The following is an 18,986-nucleotide window of genomic DNA, read 5'->3' on the forward strand; positions in this document are numbered from 1 at the left end:
TTGTTAGAATAAAATAATAATGAAATGAGGGTTCAACATGATTAAATCTAAATTAGAACAAATTGGTATTTTTAATGATAATTTGAACAAGGTAAAACCTAGTCCAATTCATTCTTTTGATGAGCAAATTAGTAACGTTCCAAATATTTTGAAATTAACGATTGGCGAACCTGACTTTTCAGTCTCACAGCATATTAAAGATGTGGCTCTAAAATCAATTAATGCTGATGACTCACACTACTCAGTGTCAGCAGGAAAGATGACACTTCGTCAAGCAGCTAGCTATTTTTTAAATGATCGGTATGACTTAAATTATGATGCTGAAGAGGAAATTATTACGACAATTGGTGCCACAGAAGGTCTCTATGCGCTGTTAGCGTCAATACTAAATGTGGATGATAAAGTGTTAATTCCAACACCTGCATACCCCGTTTACGCTGAAATGGCGCGTATCAATGGTGGACAACCAGTATTTATTGATGTTTCAGAGGATGATTTCATTTTAACACCTGACCGTTTACGTAAGGTTATTGCCACAGAACAAAAAATTAAGGCCATTATTATCACAAATCCTTCTAACCCAACAGGAGTGACTTATTCTGAAGCACAACTTAAAGGTTTGGCTGAAGTTCTACGAGAAACTAATATACTTGTCATTGCTGACGAAATTTACTCTGAGTTGAATTATGATGCGAACCATGTTTCGATGGCTGCTATCTTGCCAGAACAAACTATCCTTATCAATGGCGTTTCAAAATCTCATGCCATGACTGGCTATCGCATTGGTTTACTAGCTGGTCCAGCAGGACTTATTAAAAAAATTAATATGGTGCATGGATTTGTGATCATGACGCCATCAAATCCAGCTATGGCTGCTGCTACGGAAGCGCTAGCAGGTGTGCAAAGTAAAAATGATACTTTAGTTATGAAAGCAGCGTACCAAGAACGTAGGGATTACTTAGTTGAAAAAATGACACAATTAGGGTTTGAAATGGCGACACCAGGAGGTGCATTTTATATTTTTGCTAAAATTCCAGATGATCTAAATCAAAATGATGTTGCTTTCGCTTATGATTTAGTAGATAAACAGCAATTAGCAGTGGTACCAGGATCTGGATTTGGCCCGGGAGGTGAAAGTTATATTAGAATTAGTTATGCAGCTTCTATCGAAATGTTAAAAATAGCGATGGATAGATTGAAAAATTATTGTGAAGATAAGAGAATGTCTGAGATTTTGTGACTATTATATGGTAATATTTATTATAAAATAAATTATTTTTACTGATAAGGATTTGGACATGCCATTAGTTTATATGCGCCGAGCACGTGTTGAAGATGCTTCAGCTATTGTTGAAATTATTGATAATGCTCGTAAATATTTAAAGTTACAAGGAATGTCACAGTGGCAAGCAGGTTATCCTAACCAAGATACGATTATCGAGGACTTGTCGTTAGAACGTGGCTATTTACTCTTAGTAGATGGACAACCTGCAGGATATTCTGCTATTCTCACCGGTGAAGATCCAGTATATACATTAATTACGGATGGTCAGTGGCTGAATAGTCGAACAGACTATGCAAGTATTCATCGATTTGCTATTCTTGATCGGTATAGAGGGCAAAAATTAGCCCAACGTTTTATGACTGGAATTTTAACGACTTTTTATGAGCAAGGTTATAGAGATTTTCGGATAGATACACATCCAGAAAATATGCCCATGCAGGCAGTGATCATCGGAAATGGTTTCGAAAAGCGTGGTGTGGTACACATTAACGAGGGTGATGAAACTAACGGTATTCGGTGGGCATATCAAGTTGTTTTGTAAGATAAAAGTAGTAAATTAAAAAGCGCAGACGTTAATGGTTTGCGCTTTTTAGTGCTTGTAACGCCAAGTTATGCGCACCACGATTTTTTTTCTCAGGGATCCAATTAATGAGGGATAAAGGGTAAAGATCCAATTGTAATTTAATTTTATCAACTAAACACTGATAATGTTTAGCATAAGATTTTTGAAGTGCATCCGTTACAATACTGGAATCGCTATAAATTTGTAAATTATTTTTATCAGGCACTTGTTGTAAGGCCCAAATAATGGCTAAAAATTCAGCTTCTTGATTATCGGATGTATTTACTAAAGTTGTTTTTAATTGCGTTTGTACCTTATCAATAATCATAAGACAACCAGCCGCAGAACGGCCTGTTACTGTATCGCGCGCAGCATCAACATATAATGTAATCATTGGGTCTTTTCCTCTTACACAAACTAATGGTATATCGTGAGTATAACAAATTATTTGGAAATAATGTATATTGATTGTATGTGCACGGATAGCAATAGTTGAGACAATTGCTATCCTTATTTTTTTATATTACTTTAATTCAAATCTGGTAAAATGGTAATTGAAGACGTTAACAGAAAAGGGCAACATATGACACCAAGACGCGGTTTTTTTCAACCATTAGATTCAGCTGGTCAAATCGGCTGGTTGTGGTGGGGTATATTTTTTATGGCAAGTATTATTGTTTGGGGTGAGATGAGTTTTAAAATAACCATTTTACCAATGTTATTTGTTGCAATAATGATTTTATTAGGACTAGTATTAATAGTCCGAAGGCGTGTTTATATGGCTGGCCCTAATCTTTTTTTAGGGCGAGTGTTGCTATCAGAATATGAAAAAATAGCACTACGAGATATTCAAAACTGGAAATTAAACGGACGCGTTTTATCTTTTGCTCGTGCTGATAGAGAACGAAAATATTTTTTGAGCAAAAATGTTGTGGAGCAAATTAAGGAATATATGAACAATAATGACAAATAAAATATCAATTCACATAATAGAACAAATCGGGCGCGTCGACGCGGTATTGTCGAAAGAAAACTTAAATTATTCCCGTACAGCATTATCAAATTGGCTGGATGACGGTCATATTTTAGTAAATAACAATCAAGTTAAACGTTCTTATAAAGTGACTGCAGGGGATGTTATTACGATAGTGCCGCCTGAAGTTGAAACAACAACAATTGCGGCAGAAAATATCCCTCTCGATATTGTTTATGAAGATAACGACCTTATTATTGTCAATAAGGCACAAGGAATGGTTGTGCATCCGGCTGCTGGGCATAGTTCGGGGACTTTGGTAAATGCCCTGTTGTATCATTCACCTTTATCAACAATTAATGGAGAATATCGTCCTGGTATCGTTCATCGTATTGACCGCGACACCAGTGGTTTATTGATGATAGCCAAAAATGATCAAGCACATGCTTCGTTGTCAGCTCAGTTAAAAGCACATAAAAATGAAAGAATATACTATGCATTAGTGAGAGGTGAATTTTCTGAAAATTCAGGTACGATTGACGCGCCAATAGGACGTCATAAAGTTGACCGAAAAAAGCAAGCTGTAATTGAAGGTGGTCGATTAGCTGTCACGCATTTTAGTGTTACAAAACGTTACGTAGGTTATACATTGCTTCAGGTCAAATTAGAAACAGGGCGAACACATCAAATACGTGTTCATATGGCATATATTGGGCACCCAGTTATTGGAGATCCGGTGTATGGTTCTGTGCAAACGTTAAATGGTTTAAAACTGAATGGACAATTATTACATGCTAGTACTTTAACATTAGAACAACCAACAACGGGGAAAACTTTATCATTTGATAGTCCATTACCAGAATACTTTGAAATCGCTTTGTCAACATTAACACCTGTTGTTGAGGAGGAAAATTAATATGACGAATAAAGAAGTGTTAGATACCGCATCATTGCAACGAGCATTAACTCGAATTACTTATGAAATTATTGAACGTAATAAGGGTGGTCGTAATTTAGTTTTAGTTGGTATTAAAACTCGTGGAGAGTATCTTGCTCATCGTATTGCGGACCGGTTGGAACAATTAGAAGGCGTGCAAATACCTGTGATGGCGATAGACATTACTAATTTTCGTGATGATCAACCAGACCATCACGAAAATTTGGGTTTGAACGAAGCTGAGAAATTAAATATTTCTGAACAGAACATTGTATTGATTGATGACGTTTTATTTACAGGTCGCACTATTAGAGCTGCATTAGATGCTTTAATTCACATTGGACGACCAAAAACAATATCGCTAGCTGTTTTAGTTGATCGTGGGCACCGAGAATTACCTATTCGTGCCGATTTTGTAGGTAAAAACATCCCAACCGCACAAAATGAAAAAATTAAAGTGTTTGTGCAAGAAATTGATGGAAAAGATTCAGTTGAGATTTTGCACTGATTTTTGGCAATAAGAAACAGATAGTTTCGAATATGATCAAGTGGTATTGTATGTTTGGAGAATTATAGTTTATGATTAGACATTTAATCCTAGAAGATGGTACAACTTTTGAAGGTCTTGGCTTCGGAGCACCAGCAACCACATTTGGGGAAATTATTTTTCATACAGCCATGACGGGCTATCAAGAAATCATTACAGATCCAATCTATGACGGTCAGATGATTGTCTTTTCAATGCCAGTTGTCGGTGCCGCAGGTATTCATGCTGAAGCTTATGAATCTGTTAAACCCATGATACGTGGAATGATTGTGCATGATTTAGCTGAAGTTTCTGTGAATAGACAGAGACGTATGAATTTAGATCGCTTTTTGAAGCAACATAATATTCCTGGATTATATCAAGTTGATACGAGAAAATTGATTAGACATTTACGTGAAACAGGGCCTCAAAAAGCAACTATTGTTGATTATGCCGACGATCATGCTGTTGATCAGTTAGTGGCCACGGTTTTAACAAATAAACAAGTTCAAAATACAGCAACCTCTAAACCATATGCAAATCCTGGACGTGGGCGGCATATTGTTGTGATTGATTTTGGATTAAAACATGGTATTCTTCGTATGTTAGGCGACTATGACGCAAATGTTTCAGTTTTACCATATACAACCAGCGTTGATGAGGTATTAACACTTGACCCAGATGGTGTTATCTTATCAACTGGTCCTGGAGATCCCCGTTCTTTACCAGAAAGTGTCCTCACGCTAATTAGGGTACTTCAAACAAAAACACCTTTACTTGGTATTGGTCTGGGACATGAGCTTTTTGCGTTAGCAAATGATGCAACACTTGTGCCACTTCCATCAGAACATCATGGTATGAATCATCCGATCCAAGAGATTATTTCTAAGCAAATTTTTTATGCGATGCAAGGGCAGGGGTACGCGGTTGATGAAACTTTACTAGATCGTAAGAAATTATTTGTGACCTATCGAGACTTAGTAGATGGTGCTGTTCAAGGGTTGCGGCATCGAGATTATCCGGCCTTCAGTGTTCAATTCTTTCCAGATGCTGCACCAGGCCCCTATGAAGCAACAGCAGTATTTGCTGATTTTTTTGAAACGGTAGAAGATTATGTCGAACATCACAGTTAAAAATATATTATTTATTGGTGCGGGATCAAATGATTTTGGTTTAGAGGCAGAGCATGATGCAGCTATTTATCAGGTTATGCCGGAATTAAAAGGCCATGGGATTAATGTATTTCTAATTGATGAAAACCCTTATGCGCTATCTCTTGAGAGTTTAGCTGCTGAAGCCATCTGGCAACCCCTAACTGTTGAAAATATTAAACATGTAATCAAGAATAATCATATTGATACAGTGCTACCTTTATTCGGCGGTACACGTGCTGTAAGATTATGGGCTACTACTGTTCAGCAATGGGAGCATGGGGATGGACCAGTACCTAGAACCTTGGGTTTAAGTATTGATATGCTTTTACGTGTTAATAATCTTCCTAATTTGACAAGATATATGGCTGATGCAGGATTGCCAGTTCTTACGAGTCATGTGGTTAAAGCACAAGATGATGCTAATGAACTCTTAAGAGAGCTACAAATACCGTTGATGATTCGCTCTTTACATCCGAAAACGACGAACACACGTCAAATGGTGGAACGTCTTGATGAATTTGAAGAAGCTATTGATTATGCTAAGAAACAGTCTATGACTCAAGAAATTATCATTTCCAAGGCAATCAACGGTTTAAAAGAAGTTAGTATGGAAATATTACGTGATTTTCGTGGTAACAAAATGAAAATTGGCGCCAGTGAAGATATGGATCCAATTGGCATCCATACAGCGGATTCTTTAAGTGTTGCACCCACACTAACTATTCAAGATCAAGTGCTGGAAAAAATGAGAACATATGCCTTTCAAGTTGCTGATTTATTAGGTTTACAAGGTATAATGCATGTGCAGTTTGCTTTTGATGATTCTACGGGTGCTATTTATATTATTAAGGTTTCACCATATGTTGACCAAATGGCAAGTCGGATGGCGTTGGTCACAGGATATCCAGTTATGTTAGTTGCTATTAATTTGGCAATGGGTATTGCTTTGGAAGATATCGTTTTGCCACATGATTTTGGCGAAAAAACTGCGATGATGGAACCAATGATGGATCATGTAGCAGTTAAACTACCTATTTTTCCGTTTGGAGAATTAGAAGAATCTGATGTATCGGTTAATCGTCAGCTGAATAGTATCCAAAAATCAGTTGGATCAACAATTGGCTTTGGACGAACATTTATTGAAGCTCTTGAAAAAGCAATACGCTCAGCACATTTCAATAATGCCACTTTTTCACCAACAAATATGGCACATATCAGTGATGATGCATTAATACAACAGCTGATTCATCCAGAAGACAATCGTGTTTTACTATTGATTGAAGCCATTAAACGTGGATATGAAATTGATGAACTAGCTGAATTAACTAATATTGATGAATTTTATTTTTACCAGTTAGGACATCTGTTACAGTTAGAATTAAAAGTAGAAAATGATGCTGATAGCATTGAATCATTAAGATTAGGTAAGCAATTTGGTCTGTCTGATGGTTTGATTGCGTTATTCTGGAATACAAATTTCACAAATATTAGATCTTTATCAAAAGAACATCAGATTGAAGCAACTTATAAAGCTTTGGAACCTTCTGCTGGGGAATTCCCTGAAAATGCACGTCAATATTATTCAACATTTGAAGAAGAAAATGAATCTGTCCAAGTGAGTGATAATACAGTAATGGTAATTGGCAGTGGCGCATTTAGATTAGGAGACGCTGCATCCGGGGGCTATGCAACAACCATTGTGTTGTCTGAATTGAGACGGCTTCAGTATCATACGATTATTATGAATAATAATGCTAATGACGCTACATTAATGCAAAATTTAGCTGACAAACAGTATCTAGAGCCACTTGAAATTTCTGACGTTATGAAAGTAGTTGAGTTGGAAAATCCAGTTGCTATTATTGTTCCTGGTAATCGACGTAAGCTAATTACAGCTTTGCGAGAGCTTGATCAAAATGTGCTCATTTTGCCAAAAGAGAAGCATATGCCTAGCGGACCAGTAGATGATCGAACTGAATTTGCTTTAAATATTTTCTCAGATGGGCAGCAAATTTATCCTGTTAATATGACACAGCACGTTGCTGGAGAGTTGCGAATTATTTCTCAAATTATTGAACTGCCAAAGCAACTTGCACAAACTCATTTAGAAAATCCTGGGGTGTACCAGGTCATTTGGTATGAAAATGGACATGACTGGGTTGATCATGTTGAAATATCTGATATTAGCTATGATACCTGGTTAAGACCTATGCCATTTGGTCAAGTAGCTTTTATTAGTAAAGTTATGCAAGTTCAATGGGTGAGAATAACTGTCCGTGCATTATTGGGGCGTTTAACAGAACAAGATCAAAAGTTGTTAGAAAATGTTAATAAATTAACATTGCAAACAGATGTGAGTTTAGTAGCTGCTGATGTTAATTATGACTTACATCTACAGCCAATAGAGCCCATTGATGGTACACGTTTTGAATTAGGAGTTAACATTCAATATTATGACCAAAAATAAATATGAAACGAATCTATTTAATGGAGTAGTTGTTGAGCAAAATGCCTCAGGAGAGTATGTGCCCAAAAAAGGGTCTACCGTTCATTCTTGGCGAACAGGAAAGCATACTAAAGGACATTACAAACACTTTGGTCAAGTTTTTTTGACAGAAAATAATCAAAGTGTAGCTGTGATTTCAAAAGAAAATTTGGCTTTTAATGAGCGGCACAATTATGCACCGTTGCAGCGCTGGACTGATGCGGTAGCAGCAATTAAAGAATTGAATGTATATAAAAAAGATGAGTTGTGAGACCCATCTTTTTTATATACATTATTTATTTAACATTTTGGTATTAAACATAAATAACATTGCGTTTAATATAATCAGAATAGCACTAAAAATAAAAATACCACGGTAATCGAACACACTAGCTACCAATGCACCAAACATAGGGCCCATGACACTGCCTATAGATTGAAAACTTTGGTTGTAGCTAAAAATTCTACTAGTCATATTGGCTGGTGAGTTTTTAGATAATAGCGTTTGTACAGCCGGTAGCATAGTAGCATCACTAATACCAATGATGAATCTGAAAAACATTAACATAAACACACTGGTTACAAATGCAGTAGGAATCAAAGCAGCAGTTGCAATAGCAAATCCAATTTTGATCATTCTATGGGTACCAACTCGGTCACCAATTTTACCAAATTGTGGTGCAGCAATAACAGTAGCAATACCAGGCATTGCTGCAACGATACCTGCAATGAATATCGTATTTGCACTATTATTGGTTAGTTCTCGAACAAACAAACTGATAATAGGATTAATTGATGTATTAACAGCTTGTACTAACATTGTCGTAATAAATAAACCAAAAATTAGTTGTTTATTAGGAACAGACTGCCATAATTTACTTGTCGATACTTCAGTTGAGTGATTAGTAACTGGTCTAGGTTCTTCTTTAACGAAAAATAACGTTAATAAAAATACCAAGAATAAAATAACACCCGTAATATGAAAAGACATACGATATGAAACTATTGAAGCTAAAGTACCACCAAACAGTGGTCCGAGAAGGTTACCGGCGGTCATGCCGGTAACTAATATTCCCAAGGCATGGCCTGCATGTTCTTTAGGTGTTTGTGTGGCTACTAAGGCATTGGAATTAGAAATGTATCCACCCATAGCACCTTGCAATGCTCGTAGTACAAATAGTTGCCAAACATTTGTGACAAAACCCATCAAAAATAGGATAATGGACATACCTAATGCAGCTCGTAGCATCATTAGTTTACGGCCTTTTTTATCAGCTAATTTCCCCCAAAGTGGGGAAACAATGGCCATTACTAAAAATGAAGCAGCAAAAACAATGCCGGAGTAAAATGTCAGCTGCTGTTTACTGAAATTGCCCAAAGTATCGATGTATAAAGAAAGGAAAGGCATGACCTCGCTTAAGGCTATGCCAGTCATAAAAACACCGAACCAAAGGACTGTTACGTTACGTTTCCAAAGTGCTTTTTCTGAACTGTTTGACATAAAATTTTAAATGTGTCTGAAATTTCTTACTCGATGACATCGACACATTATCTCCTTAATTTTAAAAATAATTGGGTTAAGTTTATTATTATATTTTAGCGCTTATTTTTTTAGATGTACAAATTTAAACGTGCCTTGTGAAAAAATTAAATTTTGCTTATAATAAAAGTACGCACCTTAGAGCGTTAAAAAAGTACAGAAACCGATTTTTAATTGTTCTGTATTTTTTGGAATCCACGAAGGGAATTGTGTGAAGAACTTTAAAGTTCAGTGAATATAATGAATTTAGGTCAATATCGCTCAGTTCATTGAAAGCATAAAGCAGTTCACATATTATACGCTAAACATGGCAAAAACAAAGCATTATACAGGACCCGAAGTTCTAGAAATGGTTGGACAATATATGTCCGATTCTGACGCAGAGAATGTAAAAAAAGCCTATGAGTGGGCGTCAGAATTACACAAAGAGCAGAAACGTAAATCAGGGGAACCATATATTATTCACCCCATTCAAGTTGCCGGTATTTTAGCAGAATTAAAGATGGATACAGCGACTGTTATTTCTGGATACCTTCATGATGTCGTGGAAGACACAATTGCTACATTACAAGACGTACAAGATCGATTTGGAGAAACAATTGCCCAAATCATTGATGGCGTCACAAAAATTAGTAAAATACAGTATCAAAGTTCACAAGAACAACTTGCGGAAAATCATCGTAAGTTGCTTTTAGCGATGTCAAAAGATATTCGCGTAATCATTGTAAAATTAGCCGATCGATTACATAATATGCGTACGCTCGGCGCATTACGCGAGGACAAACAAAAACGTATTGCTAAAGAAACATTAGAAATTTATGCACCTTTAGCTGATCGTCTAGGTATCAGTACAATTAAGTGGGAACTCGAAGATTTATCATTAAGTTATATTGATCCAGAACAATACTATCATATTGCTTCGTTAATGAATATGAAACGAGAAGAAAGAATTAGTTACGTTCAGGAAGCTGTTGATCAAATTGAAGGTGCGATAAAAGATTTACAGCTAAACAATGTTGACGTGTACGGTCGTCCTAAGCATATTTACTCTATTTATCGTAAAATGGTGGATAAACACAAAGCTTTTGAAGAGATTTATGACTTATTAGCTGTACGTGTTTTAACTGCCTCAATTCCAGATACGTATGCTGTTTTAGGCGCTATTCATTCGAAATGGACACCAATTCCAGGCCGGTTTAAAGACTATATTGCTTTACCAAAAGCAAATGGCTATCAGAGTTTACATACAACTGTTATGGGACCAGATGGTCGACCATTGGAAGTACAAATTCGTACACATCACATGCACGAAGTAGCAGAGTTTGGTGTGGCTGCCCATTGGGCCTATAAAAAAAATAAGGGTTCTAATAAAGAAGCCAGTGTTGCGGACAATAATCAACAAGCGTTGAATGTAATTCAGGGGATATTGGAATTACAAGAAAATGCTAAAAGCGCTGAAGATTTTATGGATGGTGTCACTGGTGAGTTGTTTTCAGATCGTGTTTATGCCTTTACGCCACGTGGGGATGTATTTGAACTCGCTAAAGGTGCTGGTCCGTTAGATATGGCTTTTTCAATTCATACCAAAATTGGTATAAAAACTACTGGAGCCAAGGTAAATGGTAGAATTGTACCGTTAGATTATAAAATCAAAACGGGGGACATTATTGAAATCATTACCTCAACTAATGCTAAGCCTAGTCGTGACTGGTTAGAAATTGTTTCAACGCGTCGTGCACGCAATAAAATTAAACAATATTTCAAACAATTAGATAGAGAAGATAACATTACAGCTGCACGAGAGTTGTTATCTCAAAATTTGAAAGAGAATAATTTCAATCCTGCTGATATTTTGACACCCGAAAATATTCAAGAAACAGCTGATAAAATGCATTATCATACACCGGATGACATGTTAGCGGCAATTGGTTTTGGCGATATTGCAGTACCCGGTGTTGCTAATAAATTGACTGAAAAAATACGTGAGGCAAAACAAGAAGCTGCCACAGCAGAATTACAGCGAGAAATGTTAGAAGAAGGTCATGAGATTACTCGTGATGAAACGGCCTTCACAAAACGTCAAAAATCTACGGCAGATGATATTGTTATTGCTGGTGTTGATAATTTACTTGTACGACTTGGTCGTTGTTGCACACCGGTTCCAGGTGATGAGGTTAAGGGTTACATTACTAAAGGTCGTGGTATTTCTGTTCATCGACTAGGATGTCCTAATATTCGGGCTGCTCAGGTACAAGGACAACGTCTCGTTGATGTGCAATGGGAAGATGAAGCTGGCCTAAAGCCTAATTATGATGCCGATTTAACGGTTCATGGTGAAAATCGTGGTGGATTGTTAAACGATGTATTGCGAAGCGTAAATGGTCGCACACGCTATGTTAATTCGGTGAACGGTCATGTTACTAAAAATGGTATGGCGCAAGTTTCTTTGTCAATTGGTGTGAAAAATACAGAACAATTATCAGCTATTATGGATTCTCTAAATAATTTGCCTGCGGTATATGACGTTGAACGAGCTTTTCATTAAGAAACCGTCAAATCATGTACTAATATAGTTTAAATCATAGATATTTTTTACGAAAAATGTAGAGTTTTTGATATAAAATGCTAATAATAACTTAAAAGCAGGAGAATTTATGAAGGTTGTACTACAACGAGTAAGTGAAGCTAGTGTTGCTATTGAAAATCATGTGAGTGGTGTAATTAAAAAAGGATTTCTACTGTTCGTCGGTATTTCTGATGACGATGATCAATCAGATATAGATTATTTAGTTAAAAAAATTAGTCACTTACGAATATTTGAAGATGAAACCGGACGCATGAATCGTAGCATTCAAGATGTTAAGGGCTCAATTTTATCTATTTCGCAGTTTACATTATTTGCTAATACTAAAAAAGGAAATCGACCAAGTTTCACAAGTGCTGGAGCACCCGGTTATGCAAGTCAAATGTATGATTGTTTCAATGAATCATTACGGCAAAGTGATTTGATAGTTGAGACAGGTGAATTTGGTGCTGATATGCAAGTTAGTTTGGTTAATGATGGTCCCGTAACGATTTTATTTGACACAAAAAGCGCTCAGTGAGCGCTTTTCTTGTGGTTGTAATACCAACCAAATGGAATAGTACTTTCGGTACCATTTTTAATTCGAGAAATATTTGATCGATGTCGATAAAAGACGAAAATGGTTAAACTAATAGCTACTATTGTCAAAATTAAGTCGTGATAATATAGTGAAATGATGATTGCGCATGAGAATGAAACCATTGAACTTAATGAAACCATTGAACTAATTGCAAGCATAGCGATGAAAATCATAACAATAATTAAGAAAAATACAGGGTTGTAGGCTAGTAAAACACCAGCTGATGTTGCCACGGCTTTGCCACCTTTAAAACCAATCCAAACAGAGAAAGTATGTCCAAAAATGGCACCAATACCAACTAACATTGGATTAATGTTACTATGAAATAATAGTGGTAATAACCCAGCGGCAGTCCCTTTAAGCAAATCAAGCACTAATACGGTGACACCGGCCTTTACGCCCAATACACGGAATGAATTAGTTGTGCCAATATTACCAGATCCTTCATCACGAATATCCTTGTTGTAAAAAATTTTTCCTACCCAAAATCCAGGTACTAGTGATCCAATCAGGTAAGAAAGCATAAACATCAGTATAGTAGTAAACATAAAATGTCCCCTTTAATATAAAAGCAAGTACCAGTTTAACATATATTTAAGTAGTATAGGCCATAACTTATCAAAAATAAAATATTGACACTTGTCAGAAACGATATTTTAATCTATGATAAAATAGATTGACATTAGCGCACGAACACTGGTTCGTGTATCGAAGGATAGATTAGTATGCCAGAAAAAAATCATTATGATTCAGATTCAATAAAAATTTTAGAAGGACTTGAGGCTGTTCGGAAACGACCAGGAATGTATATTGGTTCCACTGATGGCCGCGGATTGCATCATTTAGTTTACGAAATTGTCGACAATGCTGTTGACGAAGCACTTGGTGGTTATGGCGATGAAATTCGCGTAACAATACACGATAATAATGCTATTACAGTACAGGATTTTGGACGAGGTATGCCAATTGGCATGCATGAGTCTGGTAAACCTACACCAGAAGTTATCTTAACCGTTTTGCATGCCGGTGGTAAGTTTGGTCAAGGTGGATATGCTACTTCTGGTGGGCTACACGGTGTGGGATCTTCGGTCGTTAACGCCTTGTCTGAGAGTTTAACGGTCACCATTGTGCGTGATGGGCACAAATGGCAAGAAGACTTTACAAATGGTGGTCATCCAGTTGGCACTTTACGTGATTTAGGTAAAACTAAGGAGCCAACAGGAACGACTGTTACTTTCAAACCTGATGCCACAATTTTTAGTGCCACAGTTTATAAGTTTGATATTCTAGCTGAACGTCTACGTGAATCGTCATTTTTGATGAGCGGTGTTAAGTTTACATTGACGGATGAGCGCGTTGATCCAATTCGTGTTGAAGAATATCATTATGAAAAAGGCCTTGAAGCTTTTGTGGGCTTTTTGAATGAAGATAAAGAGACTATAGGACCCGTTATGACTTTTGAAGGTCAGCAGGAAGGGATTGTTGTTGATGTAGCTGCGCAATATAATGATGGCTACTCAGAAACACTCTTATCATTTGTTAACAATGTTCGAACACAGGATGGTGGTACCCATGAAGTAGGTTTCAGAACGGCATGGACAAAAGCATTTAACGAGTATGCACGTAAAGTCAACTTACTGAAAGATAAAGATAAAAACTTAGAAGGTACTGATGTCCGTGAAGGATTATCAGCTGTTATTTCTTTGCGTGTTCCAGAACAATTCCTACAGTTTGAAGGACAAACAAAAGATAAATTAGGTACCCCAGAAGCACGCGGCATAGTTGATTCAGTAGTTAATGAAACGCTTGGACGTTTTCTAATGGAAAACGGAGACTTTGGGCAGAATCTGATTCGAAAAGCATTACGAGCGCGTGAAGCGCGTGAAGCAGCCCGGCGTGCAAGAGATGAAAGTCGCACAGGAAAAGCTAAGGGTGCTAAAGATCGATTGTTATCAGGGAAATTAGCACCAGCACAATCTAAAAATGCCGAGAAAAACGAATTATTTCTTGTCGAGGGTGATTCAGCTGGTGGATCTGCCAAACAAGGCCGTGATCGTAAATTTCAGGCTATTTTACCATTACGTGGAAAAGTATTAAACACTGAAAAAGCTAAACTTGTTGACATTTTAAAAAATGAAGAAATATCAACGCTGATTTATGCTATTGGCGGTGGTGTTGGTAGTGATTTTAAAGTAGAAGATGCTGCATTTAATAAAGTCATTATTATGACTGATGCCGATGATGACGGTGCACATATTCAAACACTGCTATTGACATTTTTCTATAAGTACATGCGTCCACTTATTGAAGCAGGTCGTGTGTACATTGCTTTGCCACCTTTGTACAGAGTAAAGTATACTTCCAAAAAAATTAATGATCGATTTGCTTGGACAAATGATGAATTGGAAACAATCACTAGTCAAAACGATGCTAGGTATGAACTAACACGTTTCAAAGGATTAGGTGAAATGAATGCACCACTACTATGGGAGACAACCATGGATCCTGAATCAAGAACATTAATTCGTGTGAAAATTGATGATGCGATTTTGGCTGAAAAACGTGTAACGACATTAATGGGGGACAAAGTTGATCCACGTCGCGAATGGATTGAAGCTAATGTGCACTTTACATTGGATGAAGCGGGATCTATTTTAGATACAGTTGATGGCGATGATACTAAAGCTAGTGATGTGTTTGAAAAAGTTCGTAATCACGAAACTAATAATCGAAGTACTGTGCAGACAAATAAACCACTCATTAAAACATGGCAAAATGGTGATAATTAATTTTTAATGCAAGCCTGTTTTAATATTTCAGATATATAATTAATAGATGTTTTTAACCAAGGAGAACCGCAACTAGATGGCAGATCGTATAACCGAACTCTCACTTGAAGCAGTGATGGGGGAGCGCTTTGGGCGCTATTCAAAATATATAATTCAAGAGCGTGCTTTGCCGGATATTCGTGATGGATTGAAACCGGTGCAACGACGTATTTTGTTTGCGATGGACCAAGATGGCAATACTTATGATCATCCATATCGTAAATCAGCCAAGTCTGTTGGTAACGTGATGGGTAATTTTCATCCGCACGGAGATTCATCAATTTATGAAGCTATGGTGCGTTTGTCGCAAGATTGGAAAGTTCGCGAACCATTGATTGACATGAATGGAAATAATGGCTCAATAGATAATGATCCAGCTGCAGCAATGCGTTATACAGAAGCTAGACTATCTAGAATTGCTAGCGAAATGATGGCAGATTTGGGTCAAGAAACTGTCGATATGGTTTTAAATTTCGATGATACAACGTATGAACCAACTGTTTTACCTTCTCGTATTCCCAGTTTATTTATTAACGGTGCAACTGGTATATCAGCTGGTTACGCAACCGAAATTCCTCCTCATAATTTGAAAGAAATTAATTCAGCTCTAATTTATTTGCTAGATCATCCGACGGCTACATTATCTCAATTGATGCGCTATGTTAAAGGCCCTGATTTTCCTACAGGAGGTATTATTCAAGGGTTAGATGGTATTAAAAAAGCTTATAAAACAGGACGAGGTAAGATAGCTGTTCGTGCTAAAACAACTATTTCTGATCTTCGTGCTGGCAAGAAAAAAATTGAAATTACTGAGTTGCCTTACGAAGTTGTCAAGTCAAATCTGGTATCAAAGATTGATGGTATTAGGCTAAACAAAGAAGTTCCAGGTATTTCAGAAGTTAGAGATGAATCTGATCGTGAAGGTATGTCAATTGTCATTGAACTAGCAAAAGAGGCTAATGCTGACGGCATTTTAACATACTTATTCAAGAAAACTGATTTGCAAATATCATATAACTTCAATATGGTTGCCATTCATGACCAACGTCCAGTTCATGTTGGACTAAAAGCTGGACTAGAAGCCTTTCTTTCATTTAGAAAAGAAGTCGTGCTAAAACGCTCAGCGTATGAACTGTCTAAAGCACAAGCGCGACAACATATTGTTGAAGGTTTAATTCGAATGCTTTCAATATTGGATGAAGTAGTTGCTACAATTCGGGCATCTAAGAATCGTAAAGATGCCACACAAAATCTGATTGATCGTTTCGAATTCACACAAGCACAAGCTGAAGCAATTGTCACTTTGCAATTGTATCGTTTAACTAATACAGATGTAACACAGTTAGAAGAAGAATTTGCCCAATTGAATAATAAAATTAATCGATTAAACTTGATTATCAATGAAGAATCAGCATTAAAAGACGTTATTCGTGAAGAAATTACAGCAATTACTAAAACTTATGTATCACCACGTCGAAGTGTGATTGAATCTGAAGTTGAAAACCTAGTGATTGATACAGCGGTAATGATTGCTGAAGAAGACGTCCAAGTCTTGGTTTCACGGAATGGTTATTATAAGCGTTCCTCCTTGCGTTCATTCAAAGCATCTGACAAGGAAAATGGTTTGGCAGAAGATGACTTGGTTATTTTTCAAGGAACATTAAATACAACGAATCATCTATTTATGTTTACTAACAAGGGAAACGTAATTTATCGACCAGTTCATGAATTGCCAGATACAAAATGGAAAGATACTGGCGAACATTTTTCACAGCAACTTTCAAATTGGGACAAGGATGAGGTTGTTATTAAGGCTATTGCAATTGAAAATTTGGAACAAGGCGGAGCCTTTACCATTGTTACTAATGATGGCTTTATTAAACAAACCACGTTATCTGATATTGTTCCTAAAGCCTATAAGAAAAAATCGTCAATAGCAATTAAGCTTAAGAAAGAAATGAGCTATGTAGTTAACGTCGCTTACTTCCAAAAAGTCGTCAAACAAGATGTTCTACTATTATCGCATAATGGTATTGGACTACGTTATGCTGTGACAGAAATACCAGAGATCGGTGCTCGTACTTCCGGCGTAAAAGCGATGGATCTTCGTGATAATGATACAATTAAAGCCGCTTTGTTTATTACGGATAACAACCAAAATGTAGCGATTGCTGCTGAAAACGGGGCCTTTAAGCATATGCCAGTGTCGTTGGTTACTCGCTCAAAACGTGGCAATAAGGGTGTTTTGATTTTTACTCAGAAAAAAACAGTAGCTTATAAAGTTGCCACAGCAACAATATTTGGTGATGATGTGAAAGCGTTGTCAATTTTGACAACAAGATATCAGATACAAGAACTGCAAGTGAGCGATTATCACGGCTCACAGCGCGTAGGCAATGGTCAATATGTTGTTGATATTGAAAAGAATGGATCCCCTTGGATTATCGAACCATTAACTTTTTCTGCCACAAAGTGATTAATTTTTGCTAAAATAAGAATATAAAATGCTAGGAGATAAAACTAATGGCTAAAACTTTAGTTTTTGGGCACAAGAACCCAGATACAGATACAATCGCATCAGCAATTGCTGCAAGTTATTTTTTGAACCGACAAGGTCAGGATACAGAAGCAGTTGCTCAGGGAAAGCCAAATGCTGAAACGCAATTCGCGTTGGACTATTTTAAGATTGCACCACTTCGTGTTATTACATCAGCTGATACAGATACTGTTGTTTTAGTGGATCATAATGAGGCTGCGCAATCAGTTGATAATTTAGCTGATGTTACTGTAGAAAACATTTATGATCACCATAAGTTTGCCTTTACAAACTCAACACCACTGTATATTACAGCTAAGCCATGGGGTTCCGTTGCAACGATTTTGTATTACGAATTCAAGCAAGCAAACGTTGATATTCCTACTGAAATTGCTGGTTTATTAGCTTCTGCAATTATCTCGGATACTTTATTACTTAAGAGTCCAACGACAACGGAATATGACCAACCAGCACTAGAGGCATTGGCGGAAATTGCTGGCTTAGAGGATTATGCTAGTTATGGTTTGTCTTTGCTAAAGGCTGGAACTGATTTATCATCACGTACCGATAAGGAATTAATCGATGGTGATGCAAAGTCATTTGATATGGGTGGACATCAGTTCCGTATTGGTCAAGTGAATACAGTTGATATTGATGAAGTATTATCTCGTCAATCTGGTATTGAAGCAGCGATAGCAGAAGAAGGGTATGAAGACTTCTTGTTTGTTATCACTGATATTTTAAATTCAACTTCTAAAGGGGTTTATATCGGTGATGCAGCACAAGCTATTGAAGCAGCATTTAATCAAACGATTAATAATAATGTAATTGATTTACCTGGTGTAGTTTCTCGTAAAAAGCAAGTTGTGCCACCATTGGAAAGTCAGTTTTAAAAACAGCACGTTATTTTGAAATTCATAGGCAGCATAACTTGGTGTGGATAACATATGGATAAATTTGTTGAAAACACCCTTTACAGCGCCGATAGGTTCATGT

16 protein-coding genes are annotated in these 18,986 nt (G+C 36.8%); 13 read left to right on the forward strand and 3 right to left on the reverse strand.

What is annotated here, in order from left to right; all coding sequences use genetic code 11:
* Positions 1-37: 37 nt before the first annotated feature.
* Both ESZ47_RS00795 and ESZ47_RS00800 read left to right on the forward strand, forming a co-directional pair.
* Entirely contained in the window at positions 38-1,240 is a 1,203-nt protein-coding gene (locus tag ESZ47_RS00795) for an aminotransferase class I/II-fold pyridoxal phosphate-dependent enzyme (protein WP_148603890.1), read from the forward strand.
* A 58-nt stretch (positions 1,241-1,298) separates the two neighbouring features.
* A complete protein-coding gene (locus ESZ47_RS00800) occupies positions 1,299-1,826 on the forward strand; it encodes a GNAT family N-acetyltransferase (protein ID WP_148603892.1) in 528 nt (175 codons plus the stop codon).
* 31 nt (positions 1,827-1,857) lie between these two features.
* On the opposite strand, the gene ESZ47_RS00805 is transcribed toward ESZ47_RS00800, so the two are convergent.
* Entirely contained in the window at positions 1,858-2,241 is a 384-nt protein-coding gene (locus ESZ47_RS00805) for a ribonuclease HI family protein (RefSeq protein ID WP_148603893.1), read from the reverse strand.
* A 189-nt stretch (positions 2,242-2,430) separates the two neighbouring features.
* Between ESZ47_RS00805 and ESZ47_RS00810 the strand changes: the two genes are divergently transcribed.
* The 6 genes from ESZ47_RS00810 (at position 2,431) to ESZ47_RS00835 (ending at position 8,193) form a co-directional block, all read left to right on the forward strand.
* On the forward strand, positions 2,431-2,820 hold the full coding sequence (locus ESZ47_RS00810) for an EbsA family protein (RefSeq protein ID WP_148605691.1): 390 nt from the start codon (positions 2,431-2,433) through the stop codon (positions 2,818-2,820).
* Positions 2,810-3,736, forward strand: coding sequence for an RluA family pseudouridine synthase (locus ESZ47_RS00815; protein ID WP_148603895.1), 927 nt, complete (start codon positions 2,810-2,812; stop codon positions 3,734-3,736). Before ESZ47_RS00810 ends, ESZ47_RS00815 begins: the two co-directional genes overlap by 11 nt.
* Position 3,737: 1 nt before the next feature.
* The gene (gene pyrR, locus ESZ47_RS00820; RefSeq protein WP_148603897.1) at positions 3,738-4,265 is read left to right on the forward strand and encodes a bifunctional pyr operon transcriptional regulator/uracil phosphoribosyltransferase PyrR; all 528 of its coding nucleotides are present in this window, start codon (positions 3,738-3,740) and stop codon (positions 4,263-4,265) included.
* 71 nt (positions 4,266-4,336) lie between these two features.
* Positions 4,337-5,416 carry a carbamoyl phosphate synthase small subunit gene (locus ESZ47_RS00825; RefSeq protein ID WP_148603899.1) on the forward strand — a complete coding sequence of 360 codons (1,080 nt, stop codon included), beginning with the start codon at positions 4,337-4,339 and terminating at the stop codon, positions 5,414-5,416.
* Positions 5,397-7,904 (forward strand): carbamoyl phosphate synthase preATP-grasp domain-containing protein, encoded by a 2,508-nt coding sequence (locus tag ESZ47_RS00830; RefSeq protein WP_148603901.1) that lies wholly within the window; start codon positions 5,397-5,399, stop codon positions 7,902-7,904. Before ESZ47_RS00825 ends, ESZ47_RS00830 begins: the two co-directional genes overlap by 20 nt.
* Positions 7,891-8,193: a DUF7671 family protein gene (locus tag ESZ47_RS00835; protein ID WP_148603903.1), complete on the forward strand. Its 303-nt coding sequence runs from the start codon at positions 7,891-7,893 to the stop codon at positions 8,191-8,193. Before ESZ47_RS00830 ends, ESZ47_RS00835 begins: the two co-directional genes overlap by 14 nt.
* A gap of 21 nt (positions 8,194-8,214) precedes the next feature.
* Here the strand turns inward: ESZ47_RS00835 and ESZ47_RS00840 are convergent, their stop codons facing one another.
* The gene (locus tag ESZ47_RS00840) at positions 8,215-9,423 is read right to left on the reverse strand and encodes an MFS transporter (protein ID WP_148603904.1); all 1,209 of its coding nucleotides are present in this window, start codon (positions 9,421-9,423) and stop codon (positions 8,215-8,217) included.
* A gap of 346 nt (positions 9,424-9,769) precedes the next feature.
* On the opposite strand from ESZ47_RS00840, the gene ESZ47_RS00845 reads away from it, so the two are divergent.
* Both ESZ47_RS00845 and dtd read left to right on the forward strand, forming a co-directional pair.
* Positions 9,770-12,007: a RelA/SpoT family protein gene (locus ESZ47_RS00845; protein WP_148603906.1), complete on the forward strand. Its 2,238-nt coding sequence runs from the start codon at positions 9,770-9,772 to the stop codon at positions 12,005-12,007.
* Between the two features lie 109 nt (positions 12,008-12,116).
* Positions 12,117-12,566 (forward strand): D-aminoacyl-tRNA deacylase, encoded by a 450-nt coding sequence (gene dtd / locus ESZ47_RS00850; protein ID WP_148603907.1) that lies wholly within the window; start codon positions 12,117-12,119, stop codon positions 12,564-12,566.
* On the opposite strand, the gene plsY is transcribed toward dtd, so the two are convergent.
* Positions 12,560-13,174, reverse strand: coding sequence for a glycerol-3-phosphate 1-O-acyltransferase PlsY (gene plsY / locus ESZ47_RS00855; protein ID WP_148603909.1), 615 nt, complete (start codon positions 13,172-13,174; stop codon positions 12,560-12,562). The two genes, dtd and plsY, sit on opposite strands and share 7 nt — an antisense overlap.
* 177 nt (positions 13,175-13,351) lie before the next feature.
* Between plsY and parE the strand changes: the two genes are divergently transcribed.
* From parE to ESZ47_RS00870, 3 genes are all read left to right on the forward strand, one after another.
* On the forward strand, positions 13,352-15,415 hold the full coding sequence (gene parE / locus ESZ47_RS00860) for a DNA topoisomerase IV subunit B (RefSeq protein ID WP_148603911.1): 2,064 nt from the start codon (positions 13,352-13,354) through the stop codon (positions 15,413-15,415).
* Between the two features lie 76 nt (positions 15,416-15,491).
* A complete protein-coding gene (gene parC, locus ESZ47_RS00865) occupies positions 15,492-17,930 on the forward strand; it encodes a DNA topoisomerase IV subunit A (RefSeq protein ID WP_148603913.1) in 2,439 nt (812 codons plus the stop codon).
* Between the two features lie 47 nt (positions 17,931-17,977).
* Entirely contained in the window at positions 17,978-18,883 is a 906-nt protein-coding gene (locus ESZ47_RS00870; protein ID WP_148603915.1) for a manganese-dependent inorganic pyrophosphatase, read from the forward strand.
* The last annotated feature ends 103 nt before the right edge of the window (positions 18,884-18,986 follow it).

It is taken from the genome of Leuconostoc litchii (genome assembly GCF_008107645.1).
Taxonomy (GTDB): Bacteria; Bacillota; Bacilli; order Lactobacillales; family Lactobacillaceae; genus Leuconostoc; species Leuconostoc litchii.